This is a genomic window from Mesorhizobium sp. CNPSo 4689, from assembly GCF_057784325.1.
Genome location: NZ_JBWLUZ010000032.1, coordinates 1 through 15684, shown reverse-complemented (window position 1 = coordinate 15684; position 15684 = coordinate 1). Strand labels below are relative to the sequence as shown.

At 63.4% G+C, this 15684-nt stretch carries 12 protein-coding genes and 1 pseudogene; 2 read left to right on the top strand and 11 right to left on the bottom strand.

Annotated features, from left to right (window positions below; translation table 11 throughout):
• Nucleotides 1-152: 152 nt before the first annotated feature.
• The 3 genes from AC04SI_RS27105 to AC04SI_RS27095 are packed head-to-tail and all read right to left on the bottom strand — an operon-like array spanning nt 153 to nt 3725.
• Nucleotides 153-1475 carry a dihydrolipoamide acetyltransferase family protein gene (locus AC04SI_RS27105; RefSeq protein ID WP_404283875.1) on the bottom strand — a complete coding sequence of 441 codons (1323 nt, stop codon included), beginning with the start codon at nt 1473-1475 and terminating at the stop codon, nt 153-155.
• 1 nt (nt 1476) lies between these two features.
• Entirely contained in the window at nt 1477-2490 is a 1014-nt protein-coding gene (locus AC04SI_RS27100) for an alpha-ketoacid dehydrogenase subunit beta (RefSeq protein ID WP_006205302.1), read from the bottom strand.
• A 2-nt stretch (nt 2491-2492) separates the two neighbouring features.
• Entirely contained in the window at nt 2493-3725 is a 1233-nt protein-coding gene (locus AC04SI_RS27095; RefSeq protein WP_488475235.1) for a thiamine pyrophosphate-dependent enzyme, read from the bottom strand.
• A gap of 456 nt (nt 3726-4181) precedes the next feature.
• On the opposite strand from AC04SI_RS27095, the gene holA reads away from it, so the two are divergent.
• Nucleotides 4182-5225 carry a DNA polymerase III subunit delta gene (gene holA / locus AC04SI_RS27090; RefSeq protein ID WP_404283879.1) on the top strand — a complete coding sequence of 348 codons (1044 nt, stop codon included), beginning with the start codon at nt 4182-4184 and terminating at the stop codon, nt 5223-5225.
• A gap of 44 nt (nt 5226-5269) precedes the next feature.
• On the opposite strand, the gene AC04SI_RS27085 is transcribed toward holA, so the two are convergent.
• The 7 genes from AC04SI_RS27085 to mnmE all read right to left on the bottom strand — a co-directional run bounded on the left by AC04SI_RS27085 (nt 5270) and on the right by mnmE (nt 13342).
• Nucleotides 5270-6058 carry a DUF2182 domain-containing protein gene (locus tag AC04SI_RS27085; protein WP_404283881.1) on the bottom strand — a complete coding sequence of 263 codons (789 nt, stop codon included), beginning with the start codon at nt 6056-6058 and terminating at the stop codon, nt 5270-5272.
• Nucleotides 6059-6091: 33 nt separating this feature from the next.
• Nucleotides 6092-6718, bottom strand: a complete 627-nt coding sequence (locus AC04SI_RS27080) for a DUF1326 domain-containing protein (protein WP_404283883.1) — start codon at nt 6716-6718, stop codon at nt 6092-6094.
• A 419-nt stretch (nt 6719-7137) separates the two neighbouring features.
• Nucleotides 7138-8025, bottom strand: coding sequence for a ParB/RepB/Spo0J family partition protein (locus AC04SI_RS27075; RefSeq protein WP_404283885.1), 888 nt, complete (start codon nt 8023-8025; stop codon nt 7138-7140).
• A 51-nt stretch (nt 8026-8076) separates the two neighbouring features.
• Nucleotides 8077-8874 carry a ParA family protein gene (locus tag AC04SI_RS27070; RefSeq protein WP_404283887.1) on the bottom strand — a complete coding sequence of 266 codons (798 nt, stop codon included), beginning with the start codon at nt 8872-8874 and terminating at the stop codon, nt 8077-8079.
• A gap of 4 nt (nt 8875-8878) precedes the next feature.
• The gene (gene rsmG, locus AC04SI_RS27065) at nt 8879-9532 is read right to left on the bottom strand and encodes a 16S rRNA (guanine(527)-N(7))-methyltransferase RsmG (protein WP_404283888.1); all 654 of its coding nucleotides are present in this window, start codon (nt 9530-9532) and stop codon (nt 8879-8881) included.
• Nucleotides 9529-11403, bottom strand: coding sequence for a tRNA uridine-5-carboxymethylaminomethyl(34) synthesis enzyme MnmG (mnmG, locus tag AC04SI_RS27060; protein ID WP_488475234.1), 1875 nt, complete (start codon nt 11401-11403; stop codon nt 9529-9531). Before mnmG ends, rsmG begins: the two co-directional genes overlap by 4 nt.
• A gap of 613 nt (nt 11404-12016) precedes the next feature.
• A complete protein-coding gene (gene mnmE / locus AC04SI_RS27055; RefSeq protein ID WP_404285031.1) occupies nt 12017-13342 on the bottom strand; it encodes a tRNA uridine-5-carboxymethylaminomethyl(34) synthesis GTPase MnmE in 1326 nt (441 codons plus the stop codon).
• A 70-nt stretch (nt 13343-13412) separates the two neighbouring features.
• Here mnmE and AC04SI_RS27050 point away from each other — a divergent pair, with 70 nt between their 5' ends.
• Nucleotides 13413-15431, top strand: a complete 2019-nt coding sequence (locus AC04SI_RS27050; RefSeq protein ID WP_404285032.1) for a thioredoxin domain-containing protein — start codon at nt 13413-13415, stop codon at nt 15429-15431.
• Nucleotides 15432-15552: 121 nt separating this feature from the next.
• On the opposite strand, the pseudogene AC04SI_RS27045 reads toward AC04SI_RS27050, so the two are convergent.
• Nucleotides 15553-15684: pseudogene (locus AC04SI_RS27045) on the bottom strand (IS110 family transposase); the annotation flags it as partial.

Genomic DNA, 15684 nt, shown 5'->3' with positions numbered 1-15684 from the left:
CCCCTCAAGGATTAGATGTTGCCGCGCTTTCGCCAATCTCGAAGGTCGCGAGGATGGGCAAGGCGCTGACGCTGCCAATCTCCCCCCTTGAGGGGGAGATGCTTGGTAAGGCAGAGGGGGGTGCTGTCCCGCCGGCATCTCAGTAGATCCCCTCAATCCACAAAAATCAGCGCCGGCGTCTCCAGCAGCGTCTTGATGCGCTGGACGAACACGGCGGCGTCCCAGCCGTCGATGACGCGGTGGTCGAAGCTGGACGACAGGTTCATCATCTTGCGCGGCATGAACTGGGTGCCGTCCCATACCGGCCGCACCATCATCTTGTTGACGCCGATGATCGCCACTTCCGGATGGTTGATGACCGGCGTCGTCGCCACCCCGCCCATGGCGCCGAGCGAGGTGATGGTGATGGTCGAGCCGGACAGCTCGTCACGCGTCGCCGTGCCCGACTTCGCCGCCTCGGCCAGTCGGTGGACCTCGGCGCCACAGTCCCAGATGTCGCGCGCCTCGGCATGCTTGACCACCGGCACCACCAGCCCCGACGGCGTTTGCGCCGCGATGCCGATATGCACGCCGCCATGCTGGTGGATGATGCCGGCCTCGTCGTCGAACAGCGCGTTGAGATTGGGCTGGTCGGCGATCGCCTTGACCATCGCCCGCATCAGGAACGGCAGCAGTGTCAGCTTCGGCCGATCAGCACGCTTCTCCTTGTTGAGCGCGGCGCGCAAGTCCTCGAGCGCGGTGACGTCGATCTCCTCGACATAGGTGATATGCGGGATGCGCGATTTGGCGATCGTCATCTTCTCGGCGATCTTGCGCCGGAGCCCGATGACCTTGACGTCTTCGACGCTGTCGTTGCGGGCGAGACCCGATATCTTCGCGACCTGCGGTCCGCGCGCCAGGAAGGCATCGATGTCCTCATGGCTTATGCGGCCGGCCGGACCACTGCTGGCGACCTGGCGCAGATCGATGCCGGCCTCTCTTGCCCTGAGCCGTATCGCGGGCGAGGCCAGCGGCTTTTCGCCTTCAGCGCGCGGCGCGCCGGAGACCGACAACCGTCCCGTTGCTTTCGGACTGGCCGGCGATGGTGCCGGTTTCGCTTTCGCCTCGTCAGCCTTCGGTGATGCCTTCGGGCTGGGCGGCGCAGCCTCGGGCTTCGGCGTTGCGAGCTTCGCCGGAGGTTCGGCGTTGATGGTTTCTGCTGGCGGGCTGCTCTCCGGCTTCACATTGCCCTCGCCGGCCACTTTCAGCCGCACGATCGGCGAGCCGATCGCTACCGTGTCGCCGATCTCCGCGCCGAGCCACAGGATCTCGCCATCGACGGGTGAGGGAATTTCCACCGTCGCCTTGTCGGTCATGACGGCGGCGAGCACCGTGTCCTCGCGCACGAGGTCGCCGACCTTCACATGCCACTCGACCAGTTCGGCCTCGGCGACACCTTCGCCGACATCGGGCAGCTTGATGATATGTTCGCCCATCTCAAGCTCCCATGGTTTCAATCAAGGCGCGGCCGACCCGGGCAGGCCCGGGAAAATAATCCCACTCCTGCGCATGCGGATAGGGCGTGTCCCAGCCGGCGACGCGCGCCACCGGCGCTTCGAGGTGATAGAAGCAATTCTCCTGCACCAGCGCCGAGAGTTCGGCGCCAAAGCCGGAGGTCAGCGTCGCTTCGTGCACGACCACGCAGCGCCCTGTCTTCTTCACCGAGGCGACGATTGTGTCGAGATCGAGCGGCAAGAGTGTCCTCAGATCGATGATCTCCGCGTCGATGCCGGTTTCCTCGGCGGCGGCCTGCGCGACATAGACCATGGTGCCGTAAGCCAGCACGGTAACGGCAGAGCCCGGCCGACGGATGACCGCCTTGCCGAGCGGGACGGTATAGTGGCCGTCGGCGACCTCGCCGAGTTCATGCTTCGACCACGGCGTCACCGGACGGTCGTGATGACCATCGAACGGGCCGTTGTAGAGTCGCTTCGGTTCGAGGAAGATCACCGGATCGGGATCCTCGATCGCCGCGATCAAAAGCCCCTTGGCATCATGCGGGTTCGACGGCACCACCGTCTTCAGCCCGGACACATGCGTGAACAGCGCTTCCGGGCTCTGGCTGTGGGTCTGGCCGCCAAAAATGCCGCCGCCGGTCGGCATGCGCACCACGATCGGACAGGTGAAGTCGCCGTTCGAGCGGTAGCGCAGCCGCGCCGCTTCCTGCGTCAGCTGGTCGTAGGCCGGATACATGTAGTCGGCAAACTGGATCTCGACGCAGGGCTTCAAGCCGTAGGCCGCCATGCCGATGGCAGAGCCGACAATACCGGACTCGTTGATCGGCGCATCGAAGCAGCGGCTCTTGCCGTACTTGGCCTGCAGGCCTTGCGTGCAGCGGAAGACGCCGCCGAAGAAGCCGACATCCTCGCCGAACACGATGACGCGTTCGTCGCGCGCCATCGACACGTCCATGGCATCACGAATGGCCTCGATCATCGTCCGTCTTGGCATGGTCAGACCCCCGCCTGCTGGCGCTGGCGCCTGAGATGCGGCGGCATCTCGGCATAGAGGCCTTCGAACATGTCGCGCGTCGACGGCTTGCCGCCGGCATGCAGCGTGCCGTGGCTCTCGGCTTCCTTCTGCGCCGCGATCACCGTTTCGAGGATTTCGGATTCGGCCTGGGTGTGGCGCTCGTCCGACCAGACGCCCTTGTGGATCAGATGGTTCTTCAGCCGGATGACCGGGTCGCCGAGCGGCCAGGCGTCGGATTCGGCCTTCGGCCGGTAGGCCGACGGATCGTCCGAGCTCGAATGCGCGCCGGCCCGGTAGGTGACATATTCGATCAGCGTCGGCCCGAGATTGGCGCGGGCCCGCTCCGCCGCCCATTTGGCCACGGCATGCACCGCGAGATAGTCATTGCCGTCGACGCGCAGCGCCGGAATGCCGAAGCCGAGACCGCGGGCAGCAAAAGTGCCGGAGCCGCCGCGCGCAATGCCCTGAAAAGTCGAGATCGCCCACTGGTTGTTGACGACGTTGAGAATGACCGGCGCCTTGTAGGTCGAGGCGAACACCAGCGCCGAGTGAAAATCGGACTCGGCCGTCGAACCATCGCCGATCCAGGCGGCGGCGATCTTGGAGTCATTGGAGATTGCCGAGGCCATCGCCCAGCCGACGGCCTGGATGTACTGCGTCGCCAGATTGCCGGAGATCGAGAAGAAGCCGTGCTCCTTCGATGAATACATGATCGGCAGCTGGCGGCCCTTCAGCGGATCGGCCTCGTTGGAATAGATCTGGTTCATCATCGTGACCATCGGATAGCCGTCGGCGATGAGCAGGCCGGCTTGTCTGTAGGTCGGAAAGTTCATGTCGCCGGCGGCGAGCGCCTTGCGGAAGGCGCAGCTCACCGCCTCTTCGCCGAGATGCTGCATGTAGAACGAGGTCTTGCCCTGGCGCTGCGCCATCTGCATGCGCGCATCGAAGCTGCGCAATGTCATCATGTGGCGGAGGCCTTCGAGCAACTCCTCATCGGAAAGCAGGCCGGCCCACGGACCGACCGCCTCGCCATCGCGGTTCAGCACGCGGATGATCGAAAACGCCATGTCGCGGATCGTGCGCGGATCGACATCGATCTCCGGACGCGGCGCCGAACCCGCCTTGGGGATGGGCACGTTGGAGAAGTCAGGCGTCCCGCCCGGCCGCACCTCCGGTTCGGGAACATGGAAGCGCAACATTCCAGCATCGGCCATGACCTTCGTCCTCCAATGTTGCCGGCGCGATATTTGCACATCCTCGCCGCCAGACCAGTGCCAATTCGTCGGGTACGTTTTTTGATTGGCCTGCTGCCACCTGGCCTCAGCCAGGCGACGCCCCCTCGCTGCGGCGTAAAATGACGACAAGCAGCCGAAATTTCCTATCTAACTTCGGCCGCGATGCGCAATTTGGGGCAAGGTTGCGCCGGGTTTCCCGCCAGATACGATAAGTCGCGGATCGAGGAGGCCTCGCGCGGCCTCCCTTCTCCCCTTGTGGGAGAAGGTGTCGCCGAAGGCGACGGATGAGGGGTGTTCCAGGGAACGCCAGCGTCTCACTCCGCTGGAACACCCCTCATCCGTCTCGGCGCTAACGCGCCAATCCACCTTCTCCCACAAGGGGAGAAGGAAAGAGCGGGCGTTCACCCAACGCCCACACCATGCTAACCAAACCCCATGACACAGAAGAAAGCATACGAGGTCGATTCCTGGCTGGCGCGCCCCGACGCCCGTATCTCGATCGTCCTGCTCTACGGTCCCGATCGCGGTCTGGTCGCCGAGCGCGCGAAGGCCTTTGCGGTCAAGACCGGCCTGCCGCTCGACGATCCGTTCTCGGTGGTCAGGCTGGATGGCTCCGAGGTCGACCGCGACGAAGGCCGACTGCTCGACGAGGCCCGCACCGTGCCGATGTTTTCGGATCGGCGCCTGCTCTGGGTCCGCAACGCCAGTGGCCAGAAGGCGCTGGCCGATGACGTCAAGGCGCTGACATCGGAGCCCGCGCCGGATGCGATCATTCTCATCGAGGCGGGCGATCTGAAAAAAGGCGTCGGCCTGCGCGCCGTGGTCGAGGCGGCGGACAATGCCATGGCCCTGCCCTGCTACGCCGACGAGGCCAGGGACATCGATACCGTCATCGACGACGAATTGCGCAAGGCCGGCATGTCGATGACGATGGAGGCCAGACAGGCGCTGCGCCGCAATCTCGGCGGCGACCGGCTGGCCTCGCGCGGCGAGATCGAGAAACTCGTGCTCTACGCCCATGGCCAGAAGGAGATCGGCCTAGATGATGTGAGGGCGATGTCCGGCGACGTCTCCGGCGCCTCCTTCGACGACGCCGTCGATGCTCTGCTTGAGGGCAAGATCGGCGACTTCGACACCGCCTTCACCCGCCATTGCCAGTCCGGCGGCCAGCCCTTTCTGGTGCTGTCGTCGGCGATGCGGCAATTGCAGGCAATGCAATCCATGCGTGGCCAGATGGAGGCAGGCGGCCGCAACGCGGCATCGGTCGTGGCCAGCGCCCGTCCGCCGGTGTTTTTCTCGCGACGCAAGCTGGTGGAAAAGGCACTGGAGCGCTGGAGCGTCGATGCGCTGGGCCGGGCACTGAACCGCCTGCAGGCTGCCGTGCTGCAGACGCGCAGGAGGCCGGACCTGTCCGTTGCGCTGGCGCGGCAGGCGCTCCTTGGTATCGCGGTCGAGAGCGCGAGGCTGGCGCAGCGGTAGGAGAGCGATCCTCCCTTTTCGGCGCCGAGCGCTGCCTCCATTGGTTAATTCATTATCATGGCGCCCACCGGCTGGAAGGTTGGCAGCGCCTGTGGAAAGACCAGCACCGCCGCGCCATAAAGGAGCAGAGCGACACCCGACACCTTTGCGATCCCATCTCCTGACGGGAGGGTCTTTTCCGCAAAGATTAGCAAGGTGACCACGGCCATTGCGGCGACGTTCATGATCCCGAGAGGAAAGAGGGCGAGAAACAAAAGCCAGCAGCAGCCCAGGCAAAAAAGTCCATGCTCCAGGCCCATGCGAACCGCGCCCCAGTAACCATCGCGCCATGAGGTCAGAATGAAGCCAATCGGCGTGCGGCATTTGGCCAGACACAGATCTTTCAGTGGGGAGAGTTGATAGGCGCCGCCAATCATCAGCAGCGCGCCGCCGATACGCGCGGCCGTCGCCGTGGACAATCCCACATGCCGGGCAAGCATCTCCGCACCCGCCGCACCGGCAAAGGCCACAACGCCCATCACGCTCCAAACGAGCATGTACCCGGCCACGAACACCCAGCTCGAGACAAAGGTCTCGCCCCGGCCCTGTTTGCCGGCCTGGACCTGGTGAAACGTCAGGATCATGGGTGCGGCCGTCGGAAACATCATGGCAATCATCATGATCATCCAGACGGCAAGAAACAGCGGCGCCTGCATGCCCATGGTGAGTGAGTACATTTCCATGCGCATGTCCGCGTCCATGCCCATCTGCTGCCAGATGAGCAGGGTCCACGCCGCCGCAGCGATAGCGATCAGCAGTGCGAGAATGATGTTTCGCTGCAACGTCGACGCCATGGACGAGTACGCTCCGTACTGTGCGGCCAACGGCTACTGCTGGCCGGACCAATTGATCGGGGCGTAATGTCCGTTTCGGCGGGAATTGTCCCAGCTCATGCCATGGTCGCTGAATGTACTGCCTTCCGCCCCCATTGCCAGGGCGAGCCAGTCGGGATTGATAGGATGGCCGGTGGCCGCCCACATCTGCCCGTCCTCGCGCATTGTCGGCAGCGGCTCGACCGCCATCTGCATGACGCCCGCAATCTCCGCCGACCGCTTCTTGCCGTCTATCCGATAGCTTATCGGCACCTTCTTGGCGCCGAGATTCGTGCCAATCATGGGTGCCAACACCGCCATAGGGCCACCCGCGGTGCCAGCGAAGATGGCACCTAGCGCCTCTGTTTGCCTGTCATCGGCCCGTTCGTCGATATAGGCGGCGGCCGTCCAATTGCCGTTCGCCATCGGACCCGGCGTGTGAGCAACCATCGCGACACTGAGCCCATCCAATCGAACGTCGCCGTAATTGCCCGTATCGATATGAAAGACCAAGCCGACGTCGCAAACGCCTCTCGTCGGCTTCGATGTCAGCTGCGCGTTGGTGGACAGCAGGCAAGGACATACGACATCGCAGCTACAATTTTCGAAGTAGCTTCCGGACAATTGCCAACGGACTGCCATTTGCACCTCCCACTTGCGTCAGGCGCGTCGGCATATCGCTTTGGCGAGGCAATGCCATTTCACGACTATTGTAGGAATGGCAAATAGCCCTCGCCGCGGCTGGCCGGCACGCTAGGGCAGATAATTTAAGCCATATCTAATTCAGGCTACGCCGTTGCACGGCACTGTCAAGCCGCGAGCGCCAGGGCTGGCGACAGGCGAAAGCGATGGTGCCGGGCATTCTCGCCCTTTGGGTGCTTTTGGGGAGATTGGCAGCTCGACCGTTTTCGCCTGCCGCCAGCGCGGCAAAAGCAGAAGGGCCGGCAGCAAGCCAGCCCTCTATCGTGCTCTCATGCGAATGCCGAACAGCTTCATTGGGTCCGATTTAATCTTAAGCCAAAAGATAATTTGCCGGCTAAATACATTGCTGCCTCAGGCGCCTATCGCTCCTGCTTCAGCCGCCGGCAGAGCTCATCAAGCTGGTCCAGCGTCCGATAATTCACCCGCAGCACGCCGCCGCGTTCCTTGTGCTCGATGGAAACGATCATGCCGATGGTGTCGGTCATCAGCTTTTCCAGCGCCAGCGTGTCGGGATCCTTTTCCGGCGCGCTCGGTGCCGGCTTGGCCTTGGGCGGCGTAGGCCCGGCCGGCATCTGCGCCAGCGCCTCGGCCTGGCGCACCGACAGCCCTCCGTCAACGATGCGCTTGGCGAGTCCGGCCGGATCCTCGGCCGTCACCAGCGTGCGGGCATGCCCCGCCGACAGTTCGCCATCGACCAGCATGTCGCGGATCACGTCGGGCAGCTTCAAGAGCCGCAGCGTGTTGGCGACATGGCTGCGGCTCTTGCCGATCACCTGGCCAAGATCGGCCTGGGTATAGCCATGCTCGTCGATCAATTGCTGATAGCCCTGCGCCTCCTCGACCGGGTTGAGGTCGGTGCGCTGGACGTTTTCAATGATCGCCAGTTCGAGCGCTGTGCGGTCGTTGACGTCGCGTACGATGATCGGGATCTCGGTCAGGCCGGCGCGTTGCGCCGCGCGCCAGCGCCGCTCACCGGCGATGATCTCATAGCGGCCGGCTTGAGTCGGCGACGGTCGCGTCACCACCGGCTGCACCACGCCATGTTCGCGAATCGACTGGGCAAGGTCGGTAAGTTCGGCCTCACCGAAATGGCGGCGCGGATTCTTCGGGTTGGGGCTGACGAATTCGATCGGCACCTTGCCGTCGGCCGCCGGGCTCTGCTTTTCCGGGATCGCCGGACGATCGATTTCGCCGATCAGCGCCGCCAGGCCACGGCCCAGTCTTTTTCTCGAAAGGTCTTCAGTCATAATCTGTCCAGATCGTTACGGTATCGAATCGGCGTCAAAATGGGATCGGTGTCAGGCGGCGCGCAATTTGCGCTCGCGGCGGATCACTTCGGAAGCAAGCTGCAGATAGGCCTGGCTGCCCGAGCATTTGAGGTCGTAGAGGATCGCCGGCTTGCCGTAGGACGGCGCCTCGGAAACGCGGACATTGCGCGGAATGATGGTCTCGTAGACCTTGTCGCCCATATGCTGCCGCACATCCTGCACCACCTGGTTGGCGAGGTTGTTGCGGCCGTCATACATGGTCAGCACGATGCCCTGGATGGTGAGATCCGGATTGATCGAGCGGCGCACCTGCTCGACCGTCTCGAGCAGCTGGCTCAATCCTTCGAGCGCGAAGAACTCGCATTGCAGCGGCACCAGCACCGAATCGGCCGCAGCCATCGAGTTCAGCGTCAAAAGGTTGAGCGACGGCGGGCAATCGATCAGCACATAGCCGAAAGGCGCCGCGCGCTCGGCAGCGGCGCGCAGCGCGTTGCGCAGCCTGAGCACCCGGTCCGGCGCCGAGGCGATCTCCATCTCGATGCCGAGCAGGTCGAGCGTCGACGGCACGATCGACAGGCCTGGCACCGCCGTCGGTATCGCCGCCGCCTCCAGATCGAGCTCGCCGGTCAGCACGTCGTAGGACGAGACGGTGCGATCCTTGCGGTCGATGCCGAGGCCGGTGCTGGCATTGCCTTGCGGGTCGAGGTCGACGATCAGCACCTGTTCGCCGATAGCCGCCAGCGCCGTGGCCAGATTGATGGCGGTGGTGGTCTTGCCGACACCGCCCTTCTGGTTGGCGACGGTGATGATACGCGGTCCAGTTTTCATGGGTCTATGCCAGTAATTCATTGCGGATCGCCGGGCGCAGATTTGACAGTTCGAGGACGACCCCGTGCGGGTCGGTCATGCTCGGATGTTCTACCAGATCGAATGCCCATCGGTGAGTGCTTTCTTCCACCTCGGCTCGGTAATCCCGGCCTTTGTGGAACAGCGCGCAAGCCCCCTTGGTCAGCCAGGGTGCCGAGAGATCAAGCAGGTCCGGCAATGAGGCCAGCGCTCGCGCCGTAACGATTTCCGGTGCGGAAACAAGCGGATAGCTGTCATCGATGCGCCGCGCGATGACCCGCGCCGGCAAACCGAACTGGCCGATGACCGCCTGCAGGAACGACGCTTTCTTGCGATTGCTTTCAACCAGGTCGATCGAAGCCCCTTCGCGTTCGACAAGCAGAAACGCCAGCACCAGGCCAGGAAAACCGCCGCCCGAACCGAGGTCGACCCAACGCTTCGCCTGGGGTGCGATTCGGCCTAGTTGCGCGCTGTCGAGGATGTGGCGGCCCCAGACATCGTCCAGCGTCGATGGCGCCGCAAGGTTGATGCTTCGGTTCCATTTCAGGAAGAGCTGTTCGAACGCGACCAGGCGATCGAATGTTTCACGTGAAACCGGACCCGCGGCCTCTTGCAGGCTTGTCCATGAGGCAGCGCTCACGCGACATCTCTCTGCGCGGCGGCCTCGGCATTGCGGACATGGGCAACGATGATCGCCAGCGCCGCCGGCGTCATGCCCTCCATCCGCTGGGCATCCGCAATCGAGCGCGGCTGACGCACCAGCATCTTCTGCTTCAACTCATTGGAGAGACCGGGCACATTGGCGAAATCGATCGAGGCCGGGATCAGCCGGCTCTCCTCGTGTCGTATCTGGGCGACATCCGCTCGCTGGCGGTCGAGATAGACAGAATATTTCGCTTCCGTTTCGAGACGCTCGGCGGTCTTGACGTCGATTGCGGCGAAGCTGGGTTCGATCCGAGCCAGCCAGGCGATGTCGACGCCGGGATAGGCCAGCAATTCATAGGCGGTGCGGCGGACGCCGTCCCTGTTAATCTCAAGTCCGTGTCGAGCCGCTTCGGTGGGCGTGAAGCTAACGCCTAGCACCAGCTCGCGGGCCTTCTTAAGGTCCAGCATGATGTCGTTAAAGCGATGCATCCGCTCTGGCGACGCGATCCCCAGCCTCTCAGCGAGCGGCGTCAGCCGCTCATCGGCATTGTCTGCCCTGAGCGACAGCCGGAACTCGGCCCGCGAAGTGAACATGCGATAGGGCTCGGCGATGCCGCGGCTGGTCAGATCGTCGACCATCACGCCGATATAGGCTTCGGTGCGGCTGAGCACGACCGGAGCGCCGGCGGACGCCTTGCGCGCCGCGTTGAGGCCGGCGAGCAGCCCCTGAGCGCCGGCTTCTTCATAGCCGGTGGTGCCATTAATCTGCCCGGCAAGGAACAGGCCGCCGATGCGCTTGGTTTCCAACGTCGGCTGCAATTCGCGCGGATCGACATGGTCGTATTCAATCGCATAGCCGGGCTGCAGCATTGTCGCCCGCTCCAGCCCAGGAATGGTCTTCAGAATATCGAGCTGCACGTCTTCCGGCAGCGAGGTCGAGATGCCATTCGGATAGACGGTGTCGTCGTCGAGGCCCTCGGGCTCGAGGAAGATCTGGTGTCCTTCGCGATCGCCGAACTTGACGATCTTGTCCTCGATCGAGGGACAATAGCGCGGCCCCACGCCTTCGATCGAGCCTGAATACATCGCGGAACGGTGCAGGTTGAGGCGAATCAACTCATGCGTCGCAGGTGTCGTGCGCGTGATGCCGCAATGGATCGGCGGGTTCTGGATAGCCTCGGTCATCAGCGAGAACGGGACCGGGTCTTCATCCGCGGCCTGGCTTTCGAGCGACGCCCAGTCGATGGTCCGGCCATCCAGGCGCGGCGGCGTCCCGGTCTTCAGCCGCCCCAACTGGAAGCCCGCGCGGCTCATCGTCGCCGACAGGCCCATGCTGGCCTGCTCGTTCATGCGGCCGGCAACGATTTTCCTCTCGCCGATATGGATCAGCCCGCGTAGGAAGGTGCCGGTGGTCAACACCACCGCGCCGCAGCCCAGCCTGCTTCCATCGGCCAACAGGACGGCCGATACAGCTTCTTTGGCAATCTCGAAATCGAGGACCTCGCCTTCGATCACCTCGAGATTGGCCTGCTCGCGGATCGCCGCCTGCATCGCCAGCCGATAGAGCTTGCGGTCGGCCTGGGTGCGCGGGCCGCGCACGGCGGGCCCCTTGCGGCGGTTGAGCAAGCGGAACTGAATGCCGGCTGCATCAGCGATGCGGCCCATCAGCCCGTCCATGGCATCGATCTCGCGCACCAGATGCCCCTTGCCGAGGCCGCCGATGGCAGGGTTGCAGGACATGACGCCGATCGTGTCGAAACGCAGCGTCACCAGCGCCGTCCTGGCACCGGCGCGCGCAGCCGCACTGGCCGCCTCGCAACCGGCATGGCCGCCGCCCACCACAACCACATCATAGTGATCGTTCATTTTATGATTCCAGATTCTGAAGTTGCCGGAGACATGTCCCCGAGAGCCTCCGCTGTCAAGGTTGCAAGGCGACTTCGTTTCACGTGAAACAATGGAGGATAGGTTAGCTTCGTCATCCTAGGGGCGAAGCAAGGAGCGAAGCGACGCGGCGCAGACCCTAGGATCCTGTGTGTTCGTTCAGTGCTATGTTTGAGGTGGGAAGGAGGCCGAGAGGATCCTGGTCGTCCCTGTTGGGACAGGCCGCGGCATGGCTCGGCCCCTTCCCGGTGTCTCCAAGATCACCAACGCTTCAAAGCCTTCTATGCTGCACTCGCGGCTCGCTCCGGATCAAAGAAACTCGCCATCGTCGCTGTCGCCAGAAAACTTCTGATCACTCTCAACGCCATCATTCGAGACAAAACCGCATTCGCATGAACACAGTTGCCATGCCGTAACATCCGAGCGCCAAACCGGTGAAGGACACATAGCTCCCATCCCTCCGCCGCTGCATCCTTCGCCTGAAGTAACGGCCATGAATCCTCGGGTCGAGCCCGAGGATGACGAACGACAAGGGCACGCCCGTGTTTCACGTGAATCACCCGCCCGCAAACTGTGCCGCAATGTTTCACGTGAGTCATTTACCGATACAGAACTGCGAGAAGATGACATCGAGCAAATCCTCGACATCCACGGCGCCGACGATCCGGCCGAGCCGATCCGCAGCCAGGCGCAGCTCTTCCGCTCGCAACTCTTGTCCGTGCCCTGACAGGGCTGAGGTCAAGAACCCCCTTGTCTCATTTAGCAACTCCACGTGCCTCAATCGCGACGGCAGGATATCGCCGGCGTTGCCGATTTCCGCAGCCGCGCGGCGGCCGATCTCGTCCAGCAAATCCGCCAACCCGGCGCCGACCCTGGTCGAGATGGCCGCATCGTAGTCCTTCGACCGACTTGCCAGATGGTGGGCCCCGACCAAATCGGCCTTCGTTCCGATCCTTAGCATCGGCGCGTCGGATGGCACCGCCCCCGCGTCGACTGGATCGACCATATCCTCGAGCAACAGCAGCAAATCCGCGCCGCGCGCCTTTGCCCGAGCTTTTTCGATGCCGATCGCCTCCACCTTGCCGGGCGCCGCACGCAATCCCGCCGTATCCGTGATCCTGACCCGCATTCCCTTCAGGTCCAGAACCACTTCAAGCAGGTCGCGCGTCGTACCGGGTTCATCCGTCACGATCGCCGCCTCGCGCCGGGCCAGTGCGTTGAACAGGCTGGACTTGCCGGCATTCGGCGCACCGAGGATGACGACCTCGAACCCGTCGCGGATGATCTCTGCGGCGTGAAAACCGTCGATGTGATGACCGATCTCACCGACCATCGTGCGGACATCCGACCAGACCGCATCCGAAACAGAGCCGGGCACGTCGTCCTCGTCGGCAAAGTCGATCTCGGCCTCGATCATGGCGCGCGCATGGATCAGCCGCCGGCGCCAGCCTGAGTAGAGCTCGCTCTGCGCGCCCTCGGCGTTCTGCACGGCAAAGCGCCGCTGAGCTTCGGTCTCGGCATTGACGAGGTCGGCCAGCGCCTCCGTCTCGACCAGATCGAGTTTGCCGTTGAGAAAGGCGCGGCGTGTGAACTCGCCGGGCTCGGCATGCCGAACGCCGTCGAAGCCGGCGATCGTCTCCAGCATTTTCATGGCCACGGCGCGACCGCCATGAACATGGAATTCGGCGACATCTTCGCCGGTGAAGCTTCCAGGACCCGGGAAAAGTAGAACCAGGCCGTTGTCGATCACCGATCCGTCGTTCGCCCGGAATCTGCGCAGGACCGCGACGCGGTCCTTAACCTTACCGCCAGCAATCGTTTCGACCACGAATCGAGTCTGCGGACCGGAAATGCGGATCACGGCGATGCCGGCGGGCAGGCGTCCGCTGGAAAGCGCAACAATGGACTGAGCTGAAATCATTTGCCCGCTCTACTGAACCGCCCTAACTTTCGATGAACCGCCCCGGCTTCCCAGCAACCGAGCTTGCCCGTTGACCTTGCCTGCCAAAAACCTGCTGGCCGAAGAGGCCAGCCCCTATCTGCAGCAGCATAGCGGCAATCCGGTGCATTGGCGGGCCTGGTCGCCTGCGGCACTCGCCGAAGCCAAGGCCCTCGAGCGGCCGATCCTGCTGTCGATCGGCTACGCCGCCTGCCACTGGTGCCATGTCATGGCGCATGAAAGCTTCGAGAACGACACTGTGGCCGCCGTCATGAACCGGCTGTTCGTCAATATCAAGGTCGATCGCGAAGAGCGGCCCGACATCGACCAGATCTATATGGCGGCGCTGCATGCGATGGGCGAGCAGGGTGGGTGGCCGCTGACCATGTTCCTGACGCCCGACGGCAAGCCGTTCTGGGGCGGCACCTATTTTCCGCGCGATGCCCGCTATGGCCGCCCGGGCTTCATCCAGGTGATGGAGGCAGTCGACAAGGCCTGGCGGGAAAAGCGAGAGAGCCTCGCTCAAAGCGCCGACGGCCTGACCAGCCATGTCGAGGCGCGGCTGGCAGGCGCCCACGGCAAGGCCGTGCTCGACCGCGACACGCTCAGCGACCTCGCCGGCCGCATCGACGGCATGATCGACAGGGAATTGGGCGGGCTGCGCGGTGCGCCGAAATTCCCCAACGCACCGTTCATGCATACGCTCTGGCTGTCCTGGCTTCGCGACGGCACCGCGTCGCATCGTGATGCCGTGCTGCTCAGCCTCGAAAAGATGCTCGCCGGCGGCATCTACGACCATGTCGGCGGCGGCTTGAGCCGCTATTCGACCGATGCCGAGTGGCTGGTGCCGCATTTCGAAAAGATGCTCTATGACAACGCCCAGCTCATCCGCATGTGCAACTGGGCCTATGCCGCAACCGGCAATAATTTGTTCCGGCTACGAATCGAAGACACGGTCGATTGGCTGCTGCGCGAAATGCGCGTCGATGGCGGCGCCTTTGCCGCCAGCCTCGACGCCGACAGCGATGGCGAGGAGGGGCTTTTCTACACCTGGAGCAAGGACGACATCGATTCCGTGCTCGGTGACGATTCTGCTTTGTTTTTCAACCACTTCACGCTTTCCGTCCCGCATGGCTGGGAAGGCAAGCCGATCATCCACCAGACAGAGGCCCAGCAAAGCCTAAGCATCGCCGACCACGACCAGCTGGCCTCGCTCAAGCAAATATTGCTCGCCGCCAGGGAACAACGCGTCAGGCCTGGTCGCGACGGCAAGGCGCTGACCGACTGGAACGGCCTGATGATCGCGGCATTGGCCGAGGCAGGCCGCGCCCTGACCCGCAGCGACTGGATCGACGCGGCGGCGCAGGCTTTCTCCCATATAGCCGGAGCGAGCCACGAAGGCCGTTTGCCGCATTCCATGCTCGGCGGGAAAAAGCTGTTCCCGGCGTTGTCCAGCGACTATGCCGCGATGGCCAATGCGGCGATTTCGCTGTTCGAGACCACCGGCGATCCGAACTATGTCGAGCAAGCCAGGCATTTCATCGCGCAGCTCGACCATTGGCACCAGGACAGTGAAAGCACCGGCTATTACTTGACCGCTTCGGACAGCGGCGACGTGCCGATCCGCATCCGCGGCGATGTGGACGAGGCAATCCCCTCAGCCTCCAGCCAGATCATCGAAGCCCTGGTGCGGCTTTCATCGGTCACGGGCGACCTCGACCTTGGGGAAAAAGCCTGGGCAGCAGCCGAGCACACGATGGGCCGGGCGGCGCAACAGGCCTATGGCCAGGCCGGCATCGTCAACGCCTGCGCCCTGGCGCTGGAGCCGCTGAAGCTGGTCGTCATCGATCCAATAGAGAGTCCAAGCCTCGTTCCGGTTGCGAATCGAAACCCCGATCCGAGGCGGGTTGATATTGTTGTTCAGGTCGGCACGGAAGCGAATCGACCAACATTGCCGGGTGGGGTGCTCCCACCAACCGACAAGCCCGGCGCCTGGCTGTGCACCGGGCAGGTTTGTTTGCCGGTGGTTACGGATCCGGATGAACTGGAACGGTTGTTGCAGCGGCGATAGAGGGGGCGAAGCAGGAGCGAAGCGACGTCGCGGAGACCGTGGGATCTACCTTCGAGCACTGCAGCGGTGGAAGTTTGCTCCGCTGCGTCCTCCGGCTGATGTCGCGGCATGGCAACTGTGTTCATGCGAATGCGGTTTTGTCTCGAATGATGGCGTTGAGAGTGATCAGAAGTTTTCTGGCGACAGCGACGATGGCGAGTTTCTTTGATCCGGAGCGAGCCGCGAGTGCAGCATAGAAGGCTTTGAAGCGTTC

Excerpts from the sequence above, each read along its gene's own strand:
- AC04SI_RS27105 (WP_404283875.1), bottom strand. The coding sequence starts at position 1,475 with ATGGGCGAACATATCATCAAGCTGCCCGATGTCGGCGAAGGTGTCGCC.
- AC04SI_RS27100 (WP_006205302.1), bottom strand. The coding sequence starts at position 2,490 with ATGCCAAGACGGACGATGATCGAGGCCATTCGTGATGCCATGGACGTG.
- AC04SI_RS27095 (WP_488475235.1), bottom strand. The coding sequence starts at position 3,725 with ATGGCCGATGCTGGAATGTTGCGCTTCCATGTTCCCGAACCGGAGGTG.
- holA (WP_404283879.1), top strand. The coding sequence starts at position 4,182 with ATGACACAGAAGAAAGCATACGAGGTCGATTCCTGGCTGGCGCGCCCC.
- AC04SI_RS27085 (WP_404283881.1), bottom strand. The coding sequence starts at position 6,058 with ATGGCGTCGACGTTGCAGCGAAACATCATTCTCGCACTGCTGATCGCT.
- AC04SI_RS27080 (WP_404283883.1), bottom strand. The coding sequence starts at position 6,718 with ATGGCAGTCCGTTGGCAATTGTCCGGAAGCTACTTCGAAAATTGTAGC.
- AC04SI_RS27075 (WP_404283885.1), bottom strand. The coding sequence starts at position 8,025 with ATGACTGAAGACCTTTCGAGAAAAAGACTGGGCCGTGGCCTGGCGGCG.
- AC04SI_RS27070 (WP_404283887.1), bottom strand. The coding sequence starts at position 8,874 with ATGAAAACTGGACCGCGTATCATCACCGTCGCCAACCAGAAGGGCGGT.
- mnmG (WP_488475234.1), bottom strand. The coding sequence starts at position 11,403 with ATGAACGATCACTATGATGTGGTTGTGGTGGGCGGCGGCCATGCCGGT.
- mnmE (WP_404285031.1), bottom strand. The coding sequence starts at position 13,342 with ATGATTTCAGCTCAGTCCATTGTTGCGCTTTCCAGCGGACGCCTGCCC.